Origin of the sequence: Sphingomonas sp. BK481 (assembly GCF_014194875.1) — a bacterium.
Classification (GTDB): domain Bacteria; phylum Pseudomonadota; class Alphaproteobacteria; order Sphingomonadales; family Sphingomonadaceae; genus Sphingomonas; species Sphingomonas aerolata.
The window spans coordinates 58,452-79,338 of the sequence record NZ_JACIAP010000010.1; the positions used below are offsets into that span (position 1 = coordinate 58,452).

Below are 20,887 nucleotides of genomic sequence, written 5' to 3' on the forward strand. Positions count from 1 at the left end.
TGTGCACAGGTGCGAGGGTGCGTCGTCGCACGGTCGTGATTACGCGATAGTGCGAAGGATCTGTAGTCGGGCTGCTTGTCGTGTGGGTAGCTGATGGATGTTGAACGGGAAGGGCTCACCGAGGATGGTAAGAGGAGGTGCTTAGGGGCGGCCTGACGCCGCCAGCTAAGCGACGCAGGGTAGAGCCCGCACGTGCGAGACCCGCCCCAGAAACCAGTCGGCTCACCGGCGCAGCGTCATTGCTTTGAGCCGAGCTGGCTTGAGCAGCTGTGTTGGCACCATTGAACAAGGTCATTCAACGCAACAACGGTTCAGACACTGGTGCGACCGTGCACCTGTGCACACGCGCGCACGTGCGTTTTCGCGCTTGTGCGCTAGCGCGAGTGTGGGCATACGTACCAACGCAATCGCGCACGTGTGCACAGTCACGACTGTGCATAGGGCAAAGCGAGGATATCAAGATGAAGACAGTGGCTCTCATTGCGCAGAAGGGCGGGGTCGGAAAAACGACGCTCGCGATCCACCTTGCGACAGCTTTCGCCGCTACCGGCAAGAACACCTTGCTCCTCGACCTCGATCCACAGGCCAGCGCAGCCGAATGGAAGGATCATCGCGCGGATGAGACGCCCGCAGTGCTATCGATCCAGCCATCCAGGCTGACAAAGGTTCTCGAGGAAGCGAAGTCGATGGGGGCCGACGTGGTAATCCTCGACACGGCTCCGCACAGCGAGAGCACAGCTCTCGAGGCGGCAAAGGCGGCAGATCTGATCCTCGTACCGTGTCAGCCCACGATCATGGATCTCAGGGCTATGGCGAAGACAGTCGAGCTGTTGAAGCTGGTTGGCAAAACGGCGTTCGCGGTCCTCAACAGCGTGCCTCACCAAGGCACTGGTGGCCAGGAGGCGGCCGAGACGATCGCTTCGTCGTTCGGGCTTCAGGTCGCGGACCCGTCGTTTGGGGATCGCGTCGCCTTCAGCCGCTGTATGATTTCGGGCCAAGCAGCGCAGGAGGTCGAGCCGAACGGAAAAGCTGCCGCAGAGGTGACCGCCTTGTTTGACTGGGTGGTCGCACAGCTGCACACTCGCACACGTGCACCTGCGCAGCGTAAGAAGAAGGGTGAGGCGGCATGACTAGAAAGGTTGGCTTCGCAGCAGGTCTGGGTAAGCTGGGAGAGATTGGCGGCAAGGTTGCGCCAGCGCCGTCGCCTATCGCTCGACCGGCCGAGGCGGTCGAGGCGGGGGAGGGGGACGGGCCTGTTCGGGCGGCGCCGGGCCCTCGCCGGAACGGCAAGGTGAACATTGCCGGTTACTTCGATCCCGCGGTTCGTAAGCAGCTTGCGATGCTGGCTGTCGAGCACGACACCGACCAAGTCAAACTCATGGCGGAAGCCCTGAACCTGCTGTTCGAAAAGTATGGGCGCTCGCCTATCGCCTCCGCTTGAGACAACCCCGCCGTCAGTCGCGGCGACGGTAAAGGCTCAGCGTCGCGCGCTGCATAGCTCGGAGTTGCGCAGCAAGCGCGCTCCGAGCACGCGAGTTTCGCGTTCCATTTGCTCCTCCATCATTGACCAGATGGTACGAGCGGCCGCGCAGTAGCCAGGTACGTCGGCTGCGATCTTGTCGTCGGTCCACCTTTCGATGTGTTTGTCTGAGATGAGCCTCTTAGAGGTGAAGGCGACAAGGAAATCCGACAGCGCAGCACGATCGTCGCTGTCTGCCGTTTCCAGTAAACGCGGAATAATGCAGTCGCTAACAAACGCCGACCTTTCGCGGCTTGCGCGGGTTAGATCTAAGCGAGCCTTTTCCAGACCGGCAATGTTCGCGCAGTCGGTTGCGCAGTGACTCTGAATTAACGTGAGGCCAACCCGGATGACTCGGTGATGCTCCTCAAGACCGCGAAGCAGTTCCTTGTCCATCATGGTTAACCGACGCCTCCCAAATACTGCCAAAAGGCAGCATCTGCTGCGCCGTCTACCGTATCTGGGAAATCAGCTCAGCGATATTGATAACGCCCGTAACGACTGTTGGATCGTTAGCCAGAAGGAATTTTGTTAAAGCCTTGGGAAAACGCGCCTGACGACGGCGTCGACGCTACGGCACAGCGGCTTGGCGAGTTGGAAGGGCAGGGGAAGCCCGAATTGCTGGCGCTCAGGCGATGTCCTCGACAGCGCACGGATCAGTGCCGCTGGCGTCGCCCGACCGTTCGTTCTTCAGGCGGCGAGCAATCTTAGCGAGCAACGTCCGACTGCAGCCCGTGCCGATCATGATCTCGCGCCAGCTCTGCCCATCCTTCAGTGACCGGGCGATCGCGGCGTTGCGGGCAGTGTTCTCAACGCGGCCTTTGTAGAGGCCTGCGGTTCGAGCTCGGCTGACGCCTTCGGCTTGCCGGCGCCGACGATCATCATAATCCTTGCGAGCGACCGCGGCGAGGACGTCGAGCATCATTGCATTTACCGCGGCGAACATCCGAGCTGTGAAGTCGTCGGGGGTAGCGATCAGGTTCCAGGAGGTTGGCAGATCGAGAGACACGATCCGAACCTGGCGTGCCTCGATCTCCGATCGCAACTTGCTCCAATCGGCCGAGCTGAGGCGCGATAGACGGTCGACCTGCTCGACCAGCAACACGTCACCGGGGCCGCAATCGTCCAGTAGTCGAAAAAGCTCCGGCCGGGCGAGGCGAGTGCCGCTCTCGTGTTCAACATAGCGCGATGCGATACGGAATCCATGTGAGGCGGCGAACGCATCCAGCGCTGCGCGAGCGCGGGTCGCATCCTGTTCAGCGGTCGATGCGCGGAGATAAGCCCGGACGAACATGCTTCAGTCCTTTATGAACAGTCTTGTTATGTCCAGTCTTTTTTGAGAGCGCGTTTGACGGAAAAAAGACCGGGCGCGCTCCGGTCTTTCAGAGGTATACCCAAACCGTACCTCCTAAAATGCGTATTTGGCAGAATCGTGGCGGCGTGGCACAACGTACCAGCTGTGACATTAGTATAAGGGACAGACGCAATATCGACATTGTTGTCGTCGGCGGGGGCGTCAGCTATGTTGCGTCAACGTGGTACATCAGGGCTGGCGTGCAAACATGACCTTGCAAATCAACATTACGCCTAACGGGCGCATGAGCCTGCCGGCAGACGTGAGGAAGCGCCTTGGCCTGAGTGGCGGTGGTGCGGTCTACCTTGATGAGACGGAGGACGGCGTGGTGTTGCGGACGGCAAGTCAGGCTGTGGCACGTGCCCAGGCTCTGGCCAAGCAGTACACTGGCGGTAATCCCGACGCATCCGTCGACGCATTCCTTGCCCGACGTCGGGAAGAGAGCGGCGAATGAGCGTGGTGCTGGACGCGTCTGCGATCATCGCGATGCTCAAGGGCGAACGCGGCGCGACAAAGGTCGCGGCTGAGATCGGTGGGGCGCGGGTGAGCAGCGTTAACTATGCCGAGGTAGTCAGTCACTTCGTCCATGCCGGCATGCCCGAGCGCGAAGTCGATGCGATGCTCGATCCATTGCCGCTGACGGTCGTGCCGGCCGACAAGGCACTCGCGCAGATTGCCGGGCGGTTGCGGGCGGCAACAGCGGAGGCGGGACTCAGCCTTGGTGACCGTTTCTGTCTGGCTCTTGCCCGACGGGACGGTCTGCCCGCATGGACCAGCGACCAGAACTGGAAGAAGATCGCCGATGCCGTCGAGGTCAAGGTTGTCGCGATCCGCTGACTTTACATGGTGGCGGGGTAGGGAAGGGGGCAGGACGTCCGGCTCGACAGCCATAACCCACACCGCCAGAAGGTTTCCATGCTACGCCTGATCCACACTGCCGACTGGCAACTCGGCAAGCCGTATGGCCGCTTCGACAGCGACGTGCGCGCTGCGCTTAGCGAGGCGCGGTTCGATGCGATTGACGCGATCGGCAAAGCAGCTGCGGAGCATGATGTCGCGCATGTGCTGGTCGCTGGCGATGTGTTCGATACTGAGGGACCGGAAGACCGCGTGATCGTGCAGGCGGTGTCACGGATGCAGCGCTATGCCTGTACCTGGTGGCTGCTGCCCGGCAACCATGACTTCGCCCGCAACAGCGGCTTGTGGGATCGTGTCCGCGCCAAAGGCGCCGCCAATGTCCGTATCCTCGCCGAGCCGGTGCCATGCGAGCTGGAGCCCGGGCAGTGGCTGCTACCGGCACCACTGACCCACCGGCATAATCTCGACGATCCGACCGCGCTGTTCGACACGATGGAGACGCCAGGCGCGAGCTTGCGCATCGGTCTGGCACACGGCTCGATCCGCGACTTCTCGTCGCGCGGCGAGGCGCAGAACCAGATTGCGCCTGATCGCGCGCAGCGCTCCAACCTCGACTATCTTGCGCTTGGCGACTGGCACGGGAGCCTCCGGGTCGATGCGCGCACCTGGTACTCAGGCACGCCCGAAACCGATCGCTTCCAGCGGGATGAGCCGGGCTACGCTCTGCTCGTGACGCTTGAGGCTGGGGCGGAGCCGTCGGTATCGCCAATCCGTACTGGCAGGTTCCAGTGGCTGATGCGTTCGTGGACGGTTGCCGACGCGGAGGGCTTTGCCGCCGAGTGCGACCGGCTGCTTGCGCAGGTCGAACCATCGGCAACCCTCCTGCAGCTCTCGCTCTCGGGTATCGTCAGTTTATCCGATCGTATCGCGATCCTTGCGCGCCTCGACAATGACCTGCGCCATCGCCTCCGCCATCTGACGGTCACCGCCGACGATCTCGTCGGTCGGCCGAGCGAACAGGATCTGGCAGACCTGCGGGTCGAGGGTATGATCGGCACGGCCGCGGCCAAGCTGATGAGCATGATAGAGGCCGGTGGCAGCGACGGCGCCATTGCCAGGCGGGCGCTCGAGCGCCTGTTCGTGGAACATCAGCGTGGGCAGGACGCGGCATGAGCCTTCGGATCCGGCGCATCGCGCTCTCAAACTTCCGCAAATACCGCGACCCCTTCGTGCTCGACGGGCTGACGGATGGGCTCAACGTCATCATAGAGCCCAACGAGACCGGCAAGTCGACGCTGCTGGAAGCGATGCGCGCCGCTTTCTTCATCCGGCACAACACCGCCAACCGGCTTGCGCGCAGCTATGCGCCTTACGGCGAGGCCGTCGCCCCGCAGATCGAGATCGGCTTCGAGGCGAAAGGCGAGGCGTGGGAAGTCAGCAAGCGCTTCCTGAAGAGTGCTTCGGTCGAGGTTCGGGGACCGAACGGGCGTGCGCAGGGCGAGGATGCCGAGGCGCAGCTGCAAGCACTGCTCGGCGCGCGTCGCGACACCAGCCAGGGCGGCGACGCGGCCGCCCACGGCGCACTCGGTCTGTTGTGGGTCGGGCAGGCGCAGGCGCTTGAAGTGACTGCGCCAGGCGAGATCGTGCGCGACAGCGTTCGCGCTACCCTGGAAGCTGAGGTCGGCACGATCATGGGCGGTGTTGCCTACCAGCGTGTTCGCCCCCGCATCGACAGTCAGTACGCGGAATACTGGACCAACAGCGGTCGGCTGACTGGTCGCCAGACTGCGGCCCGCGACGAGCATGACGCCGCGCAGCGCGCCGCGAGCGAGGCGGCCACTCGGCTTGCCGCCCTAGAGCAGGGCTTTTCCGACCTCGAGGCCGCACGGGCGCGGCTGAAGCTGCTCGACCGCGATCTTGCCGATACAACCGATGCTGAGCAGCGTCGGGCGCTGGTAGGCCAGCTTGACGTGGCGCGCTCTGCCGCTCAGCTGCTCGACACACGCCGCGCTGAGCAGGGCCGCCTTGTCGACCGTGTCAGGGCACTTGAGGATCTCGCATCGCGCCTCGCAATCGCCCGCAAAGCTGTCAGCGACACGGCTACAGCGCTCAGCAAGGCACGGGATAGTCGATCCAGCCTGATCGGGGAGTTGGCGGCCGCGCAGGAACGAGCGACGACAGCCCGTGAGCTGCTAACCCGTGCTCGTGACACTGGGCGGACCGCCCACGCGGCACTTGACGCTGCTCGGATACGGGCTGCCGAGCGCGAGCGCCGGGTAGCAGTCGGCGAGGCACGACGGCGATATGCCGAGCTGGTTGCGCTGGAGGCCGAATACGAAGTGACGCGACAGCTCGCGACTGCGGTGATCCCCACCACCGTCATCAAGGCCCTCGAAGAACGTGAACGTGCCGTGGACAAGGCGCGGGCGGCCGTGGATGCCGGTGCGACGCGGATCGAGTTCGCCGGTGATGTCAGCGGCCTGACGATCGACGGATCTGCGGCGGAGCGTGGAGACCGGATGTTGTCTCGCGAGACGCGCATCCAACTGGGCGATGCCGAACTGATCATCCGTCCGCCGGTCGGGCTGCAAGGCGCCGAGACGGCGCTCGCCAATGCGACCGATGATCTGAACGCGGCCTTGGCCGAGCACGGGGTGGAGAGCGTCACTGCGGCTCGCGCTCGCAACGAGGCCGCGCGAGACGCGGTCGCCAACCTTCGCACGCTCGAGGCGCGGATCATCGGGATCACGCCTGCCGTGACGCTGCTCGGAATCGAGGTGGGCGCGTCGGCCCTGAAGCTTTTCATCGTCGAATTGCAGGAAGGCGCGGAAGGGGAGGGGAGTGGCGAGGAACCAGACGTCGAGGCGCTGACCATCGCGTTAGGTGAGGCGGATACGGCGCTCGCAAGGGCGGAAGGTGTCGATGCAGTGGCATCCGAGCAGTTGCGCGAGGTGGAGGCGCGCAATACTCCATTGATGGTGCAGGAAGCTGGCGCCGAGCGGGATGCGCTGAACGCCGCGGCACAGCTTGCCACCTTGGAAGCCAGGCCCGAGGTGGCCTCGCTTGACGACGCTTTGCGCGATGCGCGCCAGCAGGAGGCGGCAGCGCTCGTCAACCTGCAGGATGCCGAACGCGCAGCGACTGCGCATGACGTTGCTACCATCGAACGGCAGATCGGCCTGCTGGACAAGCGGGTCGAGGTGGCCCGGGCCCAGCGTACCGACCTGGAAAAGGTGATTGCCGGGCTCGAGGCGCGGATCGAGGCGGAAGGCGGCAAGGGGCTGGCCGACCGCGCCGCAGTCGCGCGCGAGGAGGCTGATGCCGCAGCTACCAACCTGGCACGTGTGACGCAGGAAGCCGAAACGCTGAAGTTGCTTCGCGACATGTTGGAGAGTGCGCGCGCCGAGACGTCACGGACATTCGTCGGGCCGGTGGCGCGGCGTGCGCGCCGGCACATCGAACGGCTGCTGCCGGGTGCGAATCCCGGCTTTGGCGACGACCTTGGCTTGGCGTCGATTGCGCGGGGCGGTTTGGGCGAGAGTTGCGGCGATCTCTCCAGGGGCACCCAGGAGCAGCTGGCAGTCCTTACGCGGCTCGCCTTTGCCGACATGCTCCTCGAGCAGGGAATGCCAGTATCGCTGATCCTGGACGACCCGCTGGTCTATTCGGACGATACCCGCCTCGATCTCATGACTGAAATCCTGACGGAGGCGGCAACGCGGATGCAGATCATCCTTCTCACCTGTCGTGATCGCGCCTTCCGCCATCTTGGCAATCGGATTAGCCTGACGGGAGATCGGTAGCGAAACTTACACGTTCTGGTAGGATTACGGCCCGACCGAGTTCGGATGGCAATCGGCGTAAGCGGACGTTCGTTCAGCTACGGCTCGCCGATTACCACCCCGGCTCGCTGCGGTGGTGCCCTTGCCGATCAACACGTCGCCGATCGCCGAAATGGTCCACGGCGCTCCCAACCGCGTCTTTGCCTGCAAAATCCGGGCGGGTTGGTGTGTCGGATGAACGCCGGTGCCGTCAAGCGGGCGAAGGTGGCGCGCGGGGTCTAAGCCTCCGCGAGTGCCTTCAGGCCGCCGTAGTGGAGTGGTGCGACCGCCTCGATCATCTCGAGCAGGTAGATCGTGTTCTTCTGGGTTTCCGCCACGAGGGCTGGGTCGAACGACTTGCCGGTGTGGTGCGAGAGGTCATTGGCGAACTTGTAGATCGCCGTCTTCTTGTGCGGGTCGAAGTCGGTCTCCTCGAGCTTCCGGTGCAGGCTCCGGTTGGAGGGCACGTGGAAGTCGAGGAACGTCTCAAGCACCTTACGGGCTATGTTCGGGACGTGGTAGCAGCCGAGGATCGTCCCGTCCGACTTGAAGGTGTGCAGCACCTTGAACAGGTAGTGGTATTCGGTCGCGTGATCGATGAGTAACCGGTCGAGCGGCGCGAGGCGTGCGGAACGGCCTTCCTCCGTTTCGGAGCAGAGGACCATCGTGAAGGTCTTCTCCGCTCTGGGTCCTGGAATGTTCTGAAGCCAGTTGATGACTAGTCTGAGAAACTCGAAGTTATGGGTGAGGATGAAGAGTTGCTTGGCACCCTGCGTCCTGTTCTTCAGGAACGAGAAGGCTTGGTAGATCGCCGAGGCGTCGAGGCTTGAGATCGGGTCGTCGATGACCACCACTCCCTCCGACATGTCGAAGTCGCGGTCCGTCAGCTGCACTAGGAAGTATAGGAACGCGATCGCGGTCTTCTCACCCTCGCTGAGGCGCCTCGCCGGCCTGCCTCGTCGCATGACATGGTAGCCGTCCACGCCTGAGTCGAACCGTAGATCGGTCCTGCCCAGGAATTGACAAAGATCCCTCGTCAGGTTCTCTCCGCCCTTGTGCTCGTTCGAGACCTGAGCCTGCTTCGCCGCGATGGAGGCGTTCAGCGCCGCGATGCCGCGCACGTCCGGCAGGCCCTCGCCACCGTTCCGCAGCAGGGCGATCTCGACCGTGGCGGCGACTATCCGCTCGGCCAGCTCATCAGCCTGCCCCTTGATTGAACGCAGGTAATGTGCCTCGATCGCGTCACGCGACGTACTGCGTGCGCTGTCGAAGCCGGCGGTTTTCTCATTATGGCGCTCGATGATCGCGTTTAGGTTCGTGAAGGACTGCGCCAGCCTGGCCGTATCACTGGACGCCGTGGCCTCGTATGATCGGGTGCGGTTGGCCAACTTGCTCGTGAGCGTGGCGTCAACCTCGCCCAGCCGGGCCTTGAGCTCTATGAGCGCGGCGTCGAGTTCTTTGGTTGCTGCGTCGTAGCTGTCACGGAGTTCGGAATAAAGGGCGAGGCGGTCCGGCGCGATGATCCGGTTCAGGCCCTCGATTGCCGCTGACAACCGGTCGCGCTCGCGCTCGATGCGCGCCTTCAGTCGTTGGTCCTCCGCGCTGAAGTGGTCCGCCAAAGCTGCGAGCCGTTCAGCAGGCATCGGTCGCGCGCAGAATTCGCAGGTCTCCGAGGAATGCCGGCCGTGCAGGGATATGCCTTGCTCGACCCAGCTTGCGATGTCGGGCTTCCCCAACAGGCGTTCCAGGACATTCGACTGCGCGGACTCGGCCGCCAGGTCGCACGCGCGCAGCGCAGTGCCTCGCGCTACGGCGATGGCGCTCTCTGGTTCGTCAACGCCGATCCGGACGCTCGGCTCTTGGATTTGGACGATCGACGGCATCATGTCCTGGTGGACGGTGGTGTGGTGGAGGGCGAGTTCTTCGTCGGACAGCTGCTCGCCCCCGGTAAGATTCCGGAACGCGCCCTCCGCGTCAGGCTTGCGGTAGCTGCGCAGGGTCGCCCCGCTCGTCGCCTCGCCGATCGTCTTCGCGATGCCCGAGAACAAGCGCCCACGCTCCGTCTCCAGCTTGGCGACCGATGCGTCCAACTCCGCGATGCGCCGGAGGCGGGCGTCTCGTGTGTCGATCTCTGACTTGATCTCCGCCGCGACCAGCTTGTTCTCCTCACCCAAAATGAGGATGTGACGCAGCGGCCCGTCCAAACCGCCGATGTTCGCCTCGATGAAGTCGCTGTTGAACGCCCGCACCTTGCGCCCATACCGGGTTCCGCGCGCCAACGCGCCCGACTGGGTCTCGATTGTGAACTCTAGGTCAGGGTGATCCGCGTGCTCGCCCTCCTCGAGGCAGGCGAGCAGACGCGAGAGCGTCGTCTTGCCCGAGCCGTTCTCGCCATAGATCAGGTTGTATCGGTTCAGGTCGGGGACCTCAGGGCTGCGCGAATAGTCACCGAAGACCCCGAGGTTCTTGATCCTTCGTATCTGTGTGAGCACCGGCCCGCCTCCCCGAGCTTTGATTAGCATGGCGGATGTCAGACAAACAGAGCGCGATGTCCGATCGTCGACGCGCTTCCACCGACAGCCCGCCTCGCAGCTGGCGCCATGCAGGTTGCGGGGCTCGCGGCTCCTGCTGATCGGTTCCGACAAGAAGTAGGAGAGCAACTTTCAGCTGACCGCAGGCATCGACCTAGACTTGGGCGAGGCCATCGCGCAGGGAAGGTTTCGCGATGACCCCTAAGCTTACTTAAAAAGAGGGCGTCGATGCTGCTAGTTTAGTTATACCGTGATCAACAGCGCTTCGGGCACAGGATATTTCCAGTCGTTGTACTTGCGCGCGATGATACGCATGAAAGCAGAGATTTCTGGTGAAAAATCGCCGACACGGTGGCTCATAATGATAGGTGAATGGGCGGGTTCTAGTAGCTCTAGGTAACGAACGTCGTCCGGGCGTGCTCGCTTTACGGATTCTGGAATGATGGCGACTCCCTCCTCCGCCGCCACTAAGCCAATCGCAATCTGCAATTCTCTAGCTTCGTGGATGACGCTGGGCGTGAGACCATTGTCATGAAACAGCGACAGAACTTGATCGGCGTAGCTCGGCCGCGGAGCGCTCGGGTAAAGGATTACTTTTTCGCGAGCGAGTGCCGCCAATGAAATGGGACCGCCGTCTATGCCCAGTGTGCTGGCAAGCGGTACCGCTGCGATTAGGGGTTCTCGTCGCAGGACGGTGCGTCGCACGGCAGGATCCTCAAATCGGATGCGCCCAAAGCCAATATCAATACGGCCTTCCTTTAGAGCAGCGATTTGATCAAGGGTCGTACTCTCCACCAGCGTCAACTCTACATCGGGTAGCTCGGAGCGAAACTCACGTATTAGTGCCGGCAGCCGGGCGTAGATCGTGGATGACACGAACCCAATCGTAAAGCGCCGCTTATCGGTCGCGATCGCGGCCTCCATCATCGCACGCATGTCTTCGACACGCCGCAGAATTTGCACGGCCTGATCGTGGAAGAAGTGCCCCATGGGCGTCAGGGAAAGCGGCCTGCTCGTACGATCGATCAATTCTGCACCGATCTCGGCTTCCAATTGCTGGATTGACCGGCTGAGGGGCGGCTGCGCCATGTGCAGCCGCTCTGCCGCCTTATTGAAATTCCGTTCGGCCGCGACGGTCACAAAATAGCGAAACTGACGAAGATCCATCGCTTGAATACCCTGTGAGTATCGTGAGCAAACCACATTGATCTTTGCGCGTCCAGCCCCTCCGACGTACCTATGCTGGGATAACGTAGAGCTGAGGATGTGGAGAGGTCATGGTCACGATCGCAGAGATCGATACCTTCATCGTCGATATTCCGACGATACGTCCGCATGTCCTAGCGATGGCGACGATTCATCACCAGTCGATCGTACTGGTGCGAATGCGCGACTCCGACGGTTTAGAAGGTATCGGTGAAGGCACGACGATCGGCGGCCTCAGCTACGGTGAGGAGAGCCCTGAAGGTATAAAACTCGCCATCGACAGCTACATCGCTCCTGTGCTCAGGACCTGCGACCCGACTAGAGTCGGCGCCGCCATGGCCAAGGTGACGCAAAGCGTTTTCGGCAACCATATCGCTAAGTGTGCGGTGGAGACGGCGCTTTTAGATTTGGCAGGCAAGCGCCTGGGAGTACCGGTGTCCGAGCTGATCGGTGGGGGACGCGTCCGCGACAGTCTTCCGGTTGCGTGGACGCTGGCGAGCGGTGACACCGCGCGCGACATCGAGGAAGCGGAGCGCGTTCTCGATCTTCGCCGGCATAACATCTTCAAGCTCAAGATCGGCAAGCGATCGGTCCGCGACGACGTCTCGCATGTCGCTGCCATCAAAAAGGCGGTTGGTGACCGCGGCAGCGTCCGTGTCGACGTCAACCAGAACTGGGATGAAGCACAGGCCGATCTCGGTATGCGTCTATTGCAAGATGCCGGTGTCGACCTCGTCGAGCAACCAGTCGCAAGGCATGCGCACGCATCGATGGCGCGGCTGTCGGCTAAGCACATCGTGCCGCTGATGGCGGACGAGGCGCTACATGGTCCCTGTGACGCCTTCGCTATTGCCGCCTGCTCGGGCGCCCGCATCTTCGCGGTGAAGATCGCGCAATCGGGTGGTCTGCTACCCGCACATGCTGTCGCGACGATTGCCCATGCCGGCGGTGTTGGCCTCTACGGCGGGACGATGCTTGAAGGCGGTGTCGGGACAGCGGCGTCGGCCCATCTGTGTGCAACCCTTCCGACGCTCGCATGGGGCACAGAGCTGTTCGGTCCGTTGCTGCTTGCCCAGGACATACTGGCAGAACCGCTTCGCTACGCCGACTTCGAGCTCGCGGTCCCGACCGGTCCCGGCCTCGGTGTGGCGCTCGATGAGGACCGCGTGGCTTTCCATCGTCGAGACCGCACCGCACCCACACTCCACGTCGTTGCAGAGAGGGCCTGACGACCATGTTGTTCCAGGTAGAGATGGACGTGAACATACCGATCGGCTTCGACGCCGAAGAAGGCGCCCGCCTCAAAGCTGCCGAAAAGGCGCGGTTCCAGGATCTCCAGCGTGCGGGCACATGGCGGCACATCTGGCGGGTCGTAGGCCAATACGCGAATGTCAGCATCTTCGATGTCGCTTCGAATGCCGAACTGCATGACATTCTAATGAGCCTGCCGCTCTACCCTTTCATGACGATGCGGGTCACTGCCCTGTGCCGCCACCCGTCATCGCTCCACGACGACGACCGCTGAAGCAGCCGCAACTGATAGACCGCCCAAGGCGGCGACCAGATAGAATTCCAGGAGAGACCCCCATGGACGTTTCCTTCGTACAGACCCCCGCAATCCAGGACCTGCTCGACCGCGTTGCCGGTACAGCGTCAACCGACGGCAATCCTCGGGTGAAGGCCATCATGCGCGATCTCGTCGAAGCAACCATGACGATCATCGTCCGTCACGATATCAGTGAGAACGAGGTCTGGAGTGCGGTCAACTATCTGCAATCGGCTGCCGGAGAATTTGGCCTCCTCATGCCCGGTACGGGCATCGAGCATTTCCTCGACCTGTACATGGACGCCAAGGATGCGGAGGCGGGCAAGACCGGCGGCACACCGCGTACGATCGAAGGCCCCCTTTACGTCGAAGGCGCTCCGCTAGTCGAGAACGACGCCAATCTGACGGATGACCCGGATGAGACGACCACCCTCTACATGACAGGTCAGATCACGGGACCTGACGGGGAGGCGGTGAAGAATGCCATACTTCACGTCTGGCACGCGGACTCGCGTGGGTTCTACTCGCACTTCGATCCGACCCACGAACAGACGCCCTTCAATAACCGCCGGCGGATCAAGCTCGGCGACGATGGGCGCTACTCGTTCCATTCCAAGATGCCGAACGGCTATAGCGTCCCGCCGGGTGGTGCGTCAGATCAGCTGATGAAGGTCTTGGGTCGACACGGCAATCGCCCTGCCCACGTTCACTTCTTCATCGAGGCTCCCGGCTACAGGCAGCTGACGACACAAATCAACTTCGGTGACGATCCTTTCGCCGCGGACGACTTCGCCTTCGGCACCCGCGAAGGCCTGCTGCCCGTGCCGAACCGGCAGGGCGACAGCGCTCACATCGCTTTCGATTTCCAGCTGCAGCGCGCTGAGGTGGCAGACGACGAGGCCTTCTCAAACCGCGCCCGGCTCGCCGTCGCCTGACATTCGTCGCAAAGGAGAAGCACCATGACCGACCTTCGCGCAAATATCCGCGAACGCCTCGAAACCGCGGTCGTTGACGATCCCGCCACGGGCGCATTCCGCTGCCGACGCGACGTATTCACCGATCCGGCCCTGTTCGACCTCGAGATGAAGCACATCTTCGAGGGGAACTGGGTCTATCTCGCCCACGAGAGCCAGATACCGGAGAACAACGACTATTTCACGACCTTCATCGGCCGTCAGCCGATCATCATCACGCGCGACAAAACTGGCCAGCTCAACGCGGTCATCAATGCCTGCGCGCACCGGGGCGCGATGCTCTGCCGCAAGAAGCATGGCAACAAGGGCAGCTTCACCTGCCAGTTCCATGGTTGGACGTTCAGCAACGCGGGCAAGCTTCTCAAGGTTAAGGACGGCAAGACGGGAGACTACCCCGAGGCGTTCAACACTGAGGGTTCGCACGATCTGACCAAGGTAGCGCGTTTCGAGAACTACCGCGGTTTCCTGTTTGGCAGCATCAACCCCGACGTGCAGTCGTTGGAGGATTGGCTTGGCTCGACCCGCGTGATCATCGACCAGATGGTCGACCAGGCGCCAGAAGGGCTGGAGGTGCTTCGCGGGAACTCATCCTACGTCTACGACGGCAACTGGAAGCTTCAGATGGAGAATGGCGCGGACGGCTATCACGTCAGCGCAGTCCACTGGAATTACTCGGCAACGACCGGCCGGCGCAAGGAGGAGGCCACCAAGGCAGTCGACCCCGATGGTTGGTCGAAGAGCGTTGGCGGCGTCTACGGCTTCGACAACGGCCACATTCTGTTGTGGACACGGCTCCTCAACCCTGAGGTTCGCCCCGTATACGCACACCGCGAGGAGCTGGCGGAGCGACTGGGCGAGGAGCGTGCCAAGCCGATCGTCGATCAGACGCGCAACCTGTGCCTCTACCCCAATGTGTATCTGATGGACCAGTTCTCGACGCAGATCCGGGTCATCCGTCCGGTGAGCGTGGATAAGACCGAGGTCACGATCTACTGCTTCGCGCCGAAAGGCGAGGCGGACGCCGAAAGGGCGCTTCGCATCCGTCAGTACGAGGACTTCTTCAACGTCAGTGGGATGGGCACGCCTGACGATCTGGAGGAGTTCCGCTCCTGCCAGACCGCCTACGAAGGCGCAGGCGATTTGTGGAATGATCTGAGCCGCGGCGCTACGCACTGGATCGCGGGTCCTGATGAGAACGCCACGGCGATGGGTCTAGAGCCTACGCTCAGCGGCAATCGCAGCGAGGATGAGGGTCTGTTCGTGCGGCAGCACGAATATTGGGCGCAGACGTTGATCGCGGCCCTCGACAAGGACGATGGTGGCGACGGCGGCAGCACTGTCCGGCAGGTCGACCGTTTGCGGGTGGCAGCATGACACTCGCTTATGACCGGGTTGCCGCGTTCCTCTTTCGGGAGGCGCGGCTGCTCGACGATCGGCAGTGGGATGAATGGCTGACCTGCTACGCGCCCAACGCAGTGTTCTGGATGCCGGCTTGGGACGACGACGACAAACTGGTCGAAGACCCTCAGCGTGAGATTTCGCTGATCTACTATCCCAATCGGGATGGGCTGGAAGATCGCGTCTTCCGCATCAAGACCGAGCGATCGGGAGCAAGTATGCCCGAGCCACGTACGAACCATGCCGTCACAAACATTGAGGTGACGAGCGAGACAGACGGTGTGCTTGAGGTACGGTTCAACTGGCATACGCTCAGTCACCGCTACAAGGAGACGCTGAGCTTCTTCGGGACATCCTATTACACCATCGACGCGACTGGTGATCAGCCGGTCATTACCAACAAGAAGGTCGTGCTCAAGAACGACTACATCCGCCAGGTGATCGACATTTATCACATCTGACGCCGGGCTCGAGAGGATCACATGGGCTACCGTATCGCACTCAACTTCGAGGACGGCGCTACGCGCTTCATCGACTGCAACGCAGGCGAGAAGGTGCTCGACGCCGCGTTCCGCCAGAAGATCAACCTGCCGATGGACTGTTCGGACGGCGTATGCGGCACATGCAAGTGCCGCTGCGAGCAGGGCAGCTACGAGCTTGGCGACGAGTACATCGAAGAAGCGCTGACCGAGGACGAGGCGGAAGAAGGCATGGTCCTGACCTGCCAGATGCAGGTCTCGTCCGATTGCGTGATCGCAGTGCCGGTGCCGTCGTCGGCGTGCAAGGTGAAGCCCGCCATACATGGCGGCGAAGTTGCCAGCGTGGAGATGGTCTCCGACAGCACGATCATCCTCACGCTGCGGGTGGACGATCCCGCCGCTCTAGGCTTCCTCCCGGGCCAGTACGTGAACCTGATGGTTCCGGACACTGGGCAACACCGCTCCTATTCGTTCAGCTCCAAACCTGGCGCGGCGGAAGCCAGCTTCCTTATCCGCAACATTCCGGGCGGCCTGATGAGCAGCTGGCTTAGCGAGAAGGCGCAGCCCGGCGCTCGGATGAGCTTTGTCGGACCGCAGGGCAGCTTCTTTCTGCGAAACGTCGATCGCCCGACAATACTCCTCGCCGGTGGCACCGGCCTAGCGCCGATCCTGTCGATGTTGGAGGTCCTTGCTGATCAGGGCACCGAGCAGCCGCTTCACCTGATCTATGGCGTGACCAAAGATGGCGACATGGTCGAGATGGAGCGCATCGACGCTTTGGCCGCCCGCCTGCCGACGCTGACCTCTGCGGTATGCGTCGCCGATCCGGAGAGCGGACATCCCCTCAAGGGTTATGTCACCGAGCATCTTTCGGACGACCACCTCAACGCCGGTGACTGTGACATCTACCTGTGTGGACCGCCGCCCATGGTCGAGGCTGTACGCACCTTTCTGCGGGACAAGGGCGTTGAGCCAAAGCACTTCCACTACGAAAAATTCGCGCCCAGCGAGAGTTCGGTAAAGGCTGCGGCATGATCTTTGCCGACCGGTTCCGTGGCAAGACGATGGTCGTGACGGGCGCGGCGCAGGGCATCGGCCGCGGCGTTGCGCTACGTGCGGCCGCTGAAGGTGCGGCCGTCATGCTTGTCGATCGCGCCGACTTTGTCGCCGATGTCGCACATGAAGCAGGCAGGGCCGCGCGCGCCTTTGTTTGCGATCTCGAGACGAGCGAGGGTGCCGTATCGGCGATGCGCGCGGCCGAAACCGAGTTCGGCCGCGTCGACATCCTCGTCAACAATGTAGGCGGCGCGATCCGTATGCGACCGTTCGCCGAGTTTGAGCCGCAGCAGATAGAGGCCGAAATCCGGCGATCGCTCATGCCAACGCTCTGGAGCTGCCACGCCGTCCTGCCAATCATGCTCCACCAGGGAGTGGGTACGATCGTCAACGTCTCGTCCAACGCGACGCGTGGCATCCGACGGGTACCCTATTCGGCGGCCAAGGGCGGCATCAACGCAATGACCCAAAGCTTGGCGATGGAATACGGTGACCGCGGCATCCGGGTCGTTGCTACGGCGCCGGGCGGAACGCAGGCCCCGCCCCGCATGGTGCCGCGCAATCCCGACGGGGACGACGCACGTGAGCAGGCCTGGATGGCTGAGGCGGTCGAGCAGGTCACGACGTCCACGTTCCTCGGACGGTACGCGACGCTCGATGAGCAGATCGCGCCGATCCTCTTCCTCGCCTCGGACGAGGCATCGTACATCACCGGCTCCATCCTGCCCGTCGCGGGCGGTGACCTGGGCTGATCGGAGCGACATGAAGAACAAGGTCTACGACAATCCGGCGGCGGCCCTCGACGGGCTGCTTTTCGACGGCATGACGATCATGTCGGGCGGCTTCGGCCTGTCCGGCAATCCCGAAAGCCTGATCCCGGAAATTCGCGCAAGCGGGGTGAAGGGGCTGACCGTCATCTCCAACAACGCCGGCGCCGACGGCTTCGGCCTCTGGATGCTGCTGGAGACCCGACAGATCGCGAAGATGATCTCGTCGTACGTGGGCGAAAACAAGCTTTTCGAGCAGCAGTACCTCTCGGGCGAGCTTGACCTTGAACTTACGCCGCAAGGAACCTTGGCTGAGCGCATTCGTGCGGGCGGTGCGGGCATCCCGGCATTCTACACCAAAACGGGCGTCGGCACCGTCGTGGCGGAGGGCAAGCCCGTCGAGAACTTCGACGGAGAGGAGTACGTCCGCGAGACCTGGCTGCGATCCGACCTGTCGATCGTAAAGGCCTGGCGGGCGGACCCGGCGGGCAACCTCATGTTCCGCAAGACCGCGCGCAACTTCAACCCGAACATGGCGACAGCGGGTCGGGTCACTGTGGCGGAGGTCGAGGAGATCGTGGAAGCGGGCAGCTTCGACCCCGATTGCATCCACACGCCCGGCATCTTTGTCGACCGGGTCGTCCTGTCGACCATCAACGAGAAGCGGATCGAGAAGCTGACGGTTCGCGAGAAGGAGGACGCGTGATGGCCGGCGATACGAAGGGCTGGACCCGCGAACAGATGGCGGCGAGGGCCGCTCGCGAGCTGCAAGACGGGTTCTATGTCAATCTCGGCATCGGCATACCGACGCTGGTAGCCAACTACGTTCCTGAAGGTCTTGACGTGACGCTTCAGTCAGAAAACGGAATGCTCGGAATTGGCCCATTTCCTACGCGTGATGCGGTCGATCCTGATCTCATCAACGCCGGCAAGCAGACGATTACAGCGCTGCCCACGTCCAGCTTCTTCTCGTCGGCGGACAGCTTTGCGATGATCCGCGGCGGGCACATCGACATGGCCGTTCTCGGCGCGATGGAGGTCAGCGAGACTGGTGACATCGCGAACTGGACCATCCCGGGCAAGATGGTGAAAGGCATGGGCGGCGCGATGGATCTCGTCGCCGGCGTCAAGCGTGTTGTGGTCGTCATGGATCACGCCAACAAGGCAGGCGTATCTAAGATACTGCCGGCCTGCACCTTGCCGCTCACCGGCAAGGCGTGCGTTGATCTGATCATCACGGACCTGGCCGTTCTCGCATGCGACAAGCCTGGATTACGCCTGATCGAGCTGGCCCCAGGCATCACCGTGGACGAGGTGCGGGCGAAGACTGATGCATCATTCACAGACGAAACCGCGTTAGAGCGCGCTGCCTGATGCCTTTCATCCGATCGCAAGGCGCTGACATCTACTGGAAGGTCGAAGGCGACACCGCTGCTCCGTCGCTGGTGCTGCTGAATTCCATTGGGACCGACATGGACCTGTGGGACGCGGCAATTCCCGCGCTTAGGCATCGGTTCTCGCTTTTGCGCATCGACACCCGTGGTCACGGCGCATCCGATGCCCCGGCAGGAGACTATGAGCTGTCGATGCTCGCAGGCGACGTGGCAGCGGCTATGGATGCAGCTGACGTTGAAGCCGCATTGGTGGCGGGCGTGTCCCTGGGCGGCATGATCGCCATGCAGCTTGCAATGGACGCGCCGGAAAGAGTTACCGGCTTGGCGCTCATATGCACCTCGGCAACGATGGATCGATCCGCCTGGACGGCTCGGGTCGAGAAGGTGCGGGAGGAAGGCGTAGCTGGGATCGCTGACCTTGCCATGTCGCGGTTTCTATCGCCAAGCTTTGTGCAAGCCAGGCCCGAGATCGCCGCCAGCGTACGACGTGGCCTGCTCTGTATGGAGCCGGCAGGCTATGCCGGGTGCGCGGCTGCTATCCGTGACATGGACATCGCTGATCGCTTGCAAACAATCTCCGTTCCAACGCTCGTCGTCTCGGGGGACCGCGATACCTCGACACCGTTCGTCGGTCATGGCGAGCACCTGATCGAACGCATCTCGGGTGCTCAACATGTCATGCTCGATGCTGCTCACCTTGCTCCGCTTGACGCACCAAACGCCCTTGCCGACGCCATTATCGACGCCTTCGTCTGAGGTCCCATGCCTGACGCCTTCATCTGCGACGCCATCCGTACCCCCATCGGCAAGCTCAATGGCGGCCTGTCATCGATCCGCGCCGACGACCTCGCGGCCATCCCCATCCGCGAGCTCGCCGCACGCAACGCAGGCGTAGACTGGGAAACCGTTGACGACACGATCCTTGGTTGTGCCAACCAAGCGGGAGAGGACAATCGCAACGTCGCGCGCATGGCCGTGCTTTTGGCCGGGTTGCCTGAAGCCGTGCCAGGTACAACCGTCAATCGCCTCTGCGGCTCAGGCCTAAACGCTGTCGGCATCGCGGCGCAGGCGATACGCTGCGGGGATGCACAGTTCATAATCGCCGGCGGTGTCGAGAGCATGAGCAGGGCACCGTACGTGCTCGGCAAGGCTAATTCAGCCTTTGACCGCTCTCAGAAGATTGAGGACACGACGCTGGGATGGCGCTTCGTCAATCCCGCGATGCGTCACGCCTATGGCGTCGACTCCATGCCCGAAACCGGCGAGAACGTCGCTGACGTGTGGCGCGTATCACGCGAAGATCAGGACCGCTTCGCCCTCGCCAGCCAGGAGAAGGCCGCAGCAGCTATCGCTAGTGGTCGTGTGGCGGCTGAAATCGTGTCGGTCAGCGTTCCTCAGCGAAAGGGCGATCCGATCGATTTCTCACAGGATGAGCATCCGCGCGCGTCAAGCCTGGGCGCTCTTGCCAAGCTGAAGCCGGTGGTACGCCACGACGGTACGGTGACGGCGGGGAACGCCTCCGGGCTAAATGACGGCGCAGCAGCTATGCTCGTCGCCTCCGAAGACGCCGCATCACGTAACGGGCTTCGTCCTCGCGCACGTGTGCTTGGCATGGCAGCAGCTGGCATCGCGCCAAGGATCATGGGCGTCGGTCCGATCGAGGCGGCGCGCAAGCTGAGCAGGAATACCGGGATTAGCCTTGATCGGCTCGACGTGATCGAGCTGAATGAGGCATTCGCCAGTCAGGCCATCGCTACGTTGCGTGATCTTGGCATCGCGCAGGATGATCCGCGCGTAAATCGGAACGGAGGGGCTATTGCGTACGGCCATCCGCTCGGCATGTCGGGTGCGCGGATTACGATGACGGCCGTTGAGGAGCTGCATCGCACCGGTGGTCGCTACGCCATGGCATTCATGTGCATCGGCGTCGGCCAGGGGATCGCGCTCATGCTGGAGCGTGTCTGAGACGTCACCGATTTTGCAG

The 20,887-nt window shown here is 62.5% G+C and carries 21 protein-coding genes; 17 read left to right on the plus strand and 4 right to left on the minus strand.

The genetic code is table 11. The annotated features are described in order from the left end of the window. Positions 1–461: 461 nt before the first annotated feature. Positions 462–1,130, plus strand: a complete 669-nt coding sequence (gene parA / locus FHY04_RS17220; protein WP_066667192.1) for a ParA family partition ATPase — start codon at positions 462–464, stop codon at positions 1,128–1,130. Next, entirely contained in the window at positions 1,127–1,441 is a 315-nt protein-coding gene (locus FHY04_RS17225) for a ribbon-helix-helix domain-containing protein (protein WP_022676116.1), read from the plus strand. The genes parA and FHY04_RS17225 overlap by 4 nt, the downstream gene beginning before the upstream one ends. A 36-nt stretch (positions 1,442–1,477) precedes the next feature. Here FHY04_RS17225 and FHY04_RS17230 read toward each other — a convergent pair whose 3' ends face one another. Further along, positions 1,478–1,918, minus strand: coding sequence for a hypothetical protein (locus FHY04_RS17230; RefSeq protein ID WP_022676115.1), 441 nt, complete (start codon positions 1,916–1,918; stop codon positions 1,478–1,480). A 229-nt stretch (positions 1,919–2,147) separates the two neighbouring features. After that, positions 2,148–2,813, minus strand: coding sequence for a recombinase family protein (locus tag FHY04_RS17235; RefSeq protein WP_022676114.1), 666 nt, complete (start codon positions 2,811–2,813; stop codon positions 2,148–2,150). A 268-nt stretch (positions 2,814–3,081) separates the two neighbouring features. On the opposite strand from FHY04_RS17235, the gene FHY04_RS17240 reads away from it, so the two are divergent. The 4 genes from FHY04_RS17240 to FHY04_RS17255 all read left to right on the plus strand — a co-directional run bounded on the left by FHY04_RS17240 (position 3,082) and on the right by FHY04_RS17255 (position 7,534). After that, the gene (locus FHY04_RS17240; RefSeq protein WP_022676113.1) at positions 3,082–3,327 is read left to right on the plus strand and encodes an AbrB/MazE/SpoVT family DNA-binding domain-containing protein; all 246 of its coding nucleotides are present in this window, start codon (positions 3,082–3,084) and stop codon (positions 3,325–3,327) included. After that, positions 3,324–3,710: a type II toxin-antitoxin system VapC family toxin gene (locus FHY04_RS17245; RefSeq protein ID WP_022676112.1), complete on the plus strand. Its 387-nt coding sequence runs from the start codon at positions 3,324–3,326 to the stop codon at positions 3,708–3,710. The genes FHY04_RS17240 and FHY04_RS17245 overlap by 4 nt, the downstream gene beginning before the upstream one ends. Before the next feature lie 78 nt (positions 3,711–3,788). Continuing rightward, a complete protein-coding gene (locus tag FHY04_RS17250; protein WP_022676111.1) occupies positions 3,789–4,904 on the plus strand; it encodes a DNA repair exonuclease in 1,116 nt (371 codons plus the stop codon). Continuing rightward, positions 4,901–7,534, plus strand: a complete 2,634-nt coding sequence (locus tag FHY04_RS17255) for an AAA family ATPase (protein ID WP_022676110.1) — start codon at positions 4,901–4,903, stop codon at positions 7,532–7,534. Before FHY04_RS17250 ends, FHY04_RS17255 begins: the two co-directional genes overlap by 4 nt. A gap of 257 nt (positions 7,535–7,791) precedes the next feature. On the opposite strand, the gene FHY04_RS17260 is transcribed toward FHY04_RS17255, so the two are convergent. After that, positions 7,792–10,044: an AAA family ATPase gene (locus tag FHY04_RS17260; RefSeq protein WP_066667207.1), complete on the minus strand. Its 2,253-nt coding sequence runs from the start codon at positions 10,042–10,044 to the stop codon at positions 7,792–7,794. A 282-nt stretch (positions 10,045–10,326) separates the two neighbouring features. Next, positions 10,327–11,250, minus strand: a complete 924-nt coding sequence (locus FHY04_RS17265; protein WP_022674945.1) for a LysR family transcriptional regulator — start codon at positions 11,248–11,250, stop codon at positions 10,327–10,329. 110 nt (positions 11,251–11,360) lie between these two features. Between FHY04_RS17265 and FHY04_RS17270 the strand changes: the two genes are divergently transcribed. The 11 genes from FHY04_RS17270 (at position 11,361) to pcaF (ending at position 20,868) form a co-directional block, all read left to right on the plus strand. Then, the gene (locus FHY04_RS17270; RefSeq protein ID WP_183937293.1) at positions 11,361–12,518 is read left to right on the plus strand and encodes a muconate/chloromuconate family cycloisomerase; all 1,158 of its coding nucleotides are present in this window, start codon (positions 11,361–11,363) and stop codon (positions 12,516–12,518) included. Positions 12,519–12,523: 5 nt separating this feature from the next. Then, entirely contained in the window at positions 12,524–12,814 is a 291-nt protein-coding gene (gene catC / locus FHY04_RS17275) for a muconolactone Delta-isomerase (RefSeq protein ID WP_022674943.1), read from the plus strand. Between the two features lie 62 nt (positions 12,815–12,876). After that, positions 12,877–13,770 (plus strand): dioxygenase, encoded by an 894-nt coding sequence (locus tag FHY04_RS17280; RefSeq protein WP_022674942.1) that lies wholly within the window; start codon positions 12,877–12,879, stop codon positions 13,768–13,770. Positions 13,771–13,794: 24 nt separating this feature from the next. Next, a complete protein-coding gene (locus FHY04_RS17285; RefSeq protein WP_022674941.1) occupies positions 13,795–15,183 on the plus strand; it encodes a Rieske 2Fe-2S domain-containing protein in 1,389 nt (462 codons plus the stop codon). Continuing rightward, a complete protein-coding gene (gene benB / locus FHY04_RS17290) occupies positions 15,180–15,668 on the plus strand; it encodes a benzoate 1,2-dioxygenase small subunit (RefSeq protein WP_022674940.1) in 489 nt (162 codons plus the stop codon). The genes FHY04_RS17285 and benB overlap by 4 nt, the downstream gene beginning before the upstream one ends. A 21-nt stretch (positions 15,669–15,689) precedes the next feature. Beyond that, positions 15,690–16,721, plus strand: coding sequence for a benzoate 1,2-dioxygenase electron transfer component BenC (gene benC / locus FHY04_RS17295; protein ID WP_022674939.1), 1,032 nt, complete (start codon positions 15,690–15,692; stop codon positions 16,719–16,721). Further along, positions 16,718–17,494 (plus strand): benzoate diol dehydrogenase BenD, encoded by a 777-nt coding sequence (benD, locus tag FHY04_RS17300; protein WP_022674938.1) that lies wholly within the window; start codon positions 16,718–16,720, stop codon positions 17,492–17,494. The genes benC and benD overlap by 4 nt, the downstream gene beginning before the upstream one ends. A gap of 10 nt (positions 17,495–17,504) precedes the next feature. Further along, a complete protein-coding gene (locus tag FHY04_RS17305) occupies positions 17,505–18,215 on the plus strand; it encodes a CoA transferase subunit A (RefSeq protein WP_022674937.1) in 711 nt (236 codons plus the stop codon). After that, positions 18,215–18,883 carry a 3-oxoacid CoA-transferase subunit B gene (locus FHY04_RS17310; protein ID WP_022674936.1) on the plus strand — a complete coding sequence of 223 codons (669 nt, stop codon included), beginning with the start codon at positions 18,215–18,217 and terminating at the stop codon, positions 18,881–18,883. Before FHY04_RS17305 ends, FHY04_RS17310 begins: the two co-directional genes overlap by 1 nt. Continuing rightward, complete coding sequence (gene pcaD / locus FHY04_RS17315; protein ID WP_066667190.1) at positions 18,883–19,659, plus strand: 3-oxoadipate enol-lactonase; 777 nt, start codon at positions 18,883–18,885, stop codon at positions 19,657–19,659. The genes FHY04_RS17310 and pcaD overlap by 1 nt, the downstream gene beginning before the upstream one ends. Positions 19,660–19,665: 6 nt before the next feature. Then, entirely contained in the window at positions 19,666–20,868 is a 1,203-nt protein-coding gene (gene pcaF / locus FHY04_RS17320; protein WP_022674934.1) for a 3-oxoadipyl-CoA thiolase, read from the plus strand. The last annotated feature ends 19 nt before the right edge of the window (positions 20,869–20,887 follow it).

Coding starts and splice junctions, on each gene's coding strand:
- FHY04_RS17240 (WP_022676113.1), top strand. CDS start 3,082: ATGACCTTGCAAATCAACATTACGCCTAACGGGCGCATGAGCCTGCCG.
- FHY04_RS17265 (WP_022674945.1), bottom strand. CDS start 11,250: ATGGATCTTCGTCAGTTTCGCTATTTTGTGACCGTCGCGGCCGAACGG.
- FHY04_RS17310 (WP_022674936.1), top strand. CDS start 18,215: ATGGCCGGCGATACGAAGGGCTGGACCCGCGAACAGATGGCGGCGAGG.
- FHY04_RS17285 (WP_022674941.1), top strand. CDS start 13,795: ATGACCGACCTTCGCGCAAATATCCGCGAACGCCTCGAAACCGCGGTC.
- pcaD (WP_066667190.1), top strand. CDS start 18,883: ATGCCTTTCATCCGATCGCAAGGCGCTGACATCTACTGGAAGGTCGAA.
- parA (WP_066667192.1), top strand. CDS start 462: ATGAAGACAGTGGCTCTCATTGCGCAGAAGGGCGGGGTCGGAAAAACG.
- FHY04_RS17235 (WP_022676114.1), bottom strand. CDS start 2,813: ATGTTCGTCCGGGCTTATCTCCGCGCATCGACCGCTGAACAGGATGCG.
- FHY04_RS17250 (WP_022676111.1), top strand. CDS start 3,789: ATGCTACGCCTGATCCACACTGCCGACTGGCAACTCGGCAAGCCGTAT.
- benC (WP_022674939.1), top strand. CDS start 15,690: ATGGGCTACCGTATCGCACTCAACTTCGAGGACGGCGCTACGCGCTTC.
- pcaF (WP_022674934.1), top strand. CDS start 19,666: ATGCCTGACGCCTTCATCTGCGACGCCATCCGTACCCCCATCGGCAAG.
- FHY04_RS17230 (WP_022676115.1), bottom strand. CDS start 1,918: ATGATGGACAAGGAACTGCTTCGCGGTCTTGAGGAGCATCACCGAGTC.
- FHY04_RS17280 (WP_022674942.1), top strand. CDS start 12,877: ATGGACGTTTCCTTCGTACAGACCCCCGCAATCCAGGACCTGCTCGAC.
- FHY04_RS17245 (WP_022676112.1), top strand. CDS start 3,324: ATGAGCGTGGTGCTGGACGCGTCTGCGATCATCGCGATGCTCAAGGGC.
- FHY04_RS17255 (WP_022676110.1), top strand. CDS start 4,901: ATGAGCCTTCGGATCCGGCGCATCGCGCTCTCAAACTTCCGCAAATAC.
- FHY04_RS17305 (WP_022674937.1), top strand. CDS start 17,505: ATGAAGAACAAGGTCTACGACAATCCGGCGGCGGCCCTCGACGGGCTG.
- benB (WP_022674940.1), top strand. CDS start 15,180: ATGACACTCGCTTATGACCGGGTTGCCGCGTTCCTCTTTCGGGAGGCG.
- benD (WP_022674938.1), top strand. CDS start 16,718: ATGATCTTTGCCGACCGGTTCCGTGGCAAGACGATGGTCGTGACGGGC.
- catC (WP_022674943.1), top strand. CDS start 12,524: ATGTTGTTCCAGGTAGAGATGGACGTGAACATACCGATCGGCTTCGAC.
- FHY04_RS17270 (WP_183937293.1), top strand. CDS start 11,361: ATGGTCACGATCGCAGAGATCGATACCTTCATCGTCGATATTCCGACG.
- FHY04_RS17225 (WP_022676116.1), top strand. CDS start 1,127: ATGACTAGAAAGGTTGGCTTCGCAGCAGGTCTGGGTAAGCTGGGAGAG.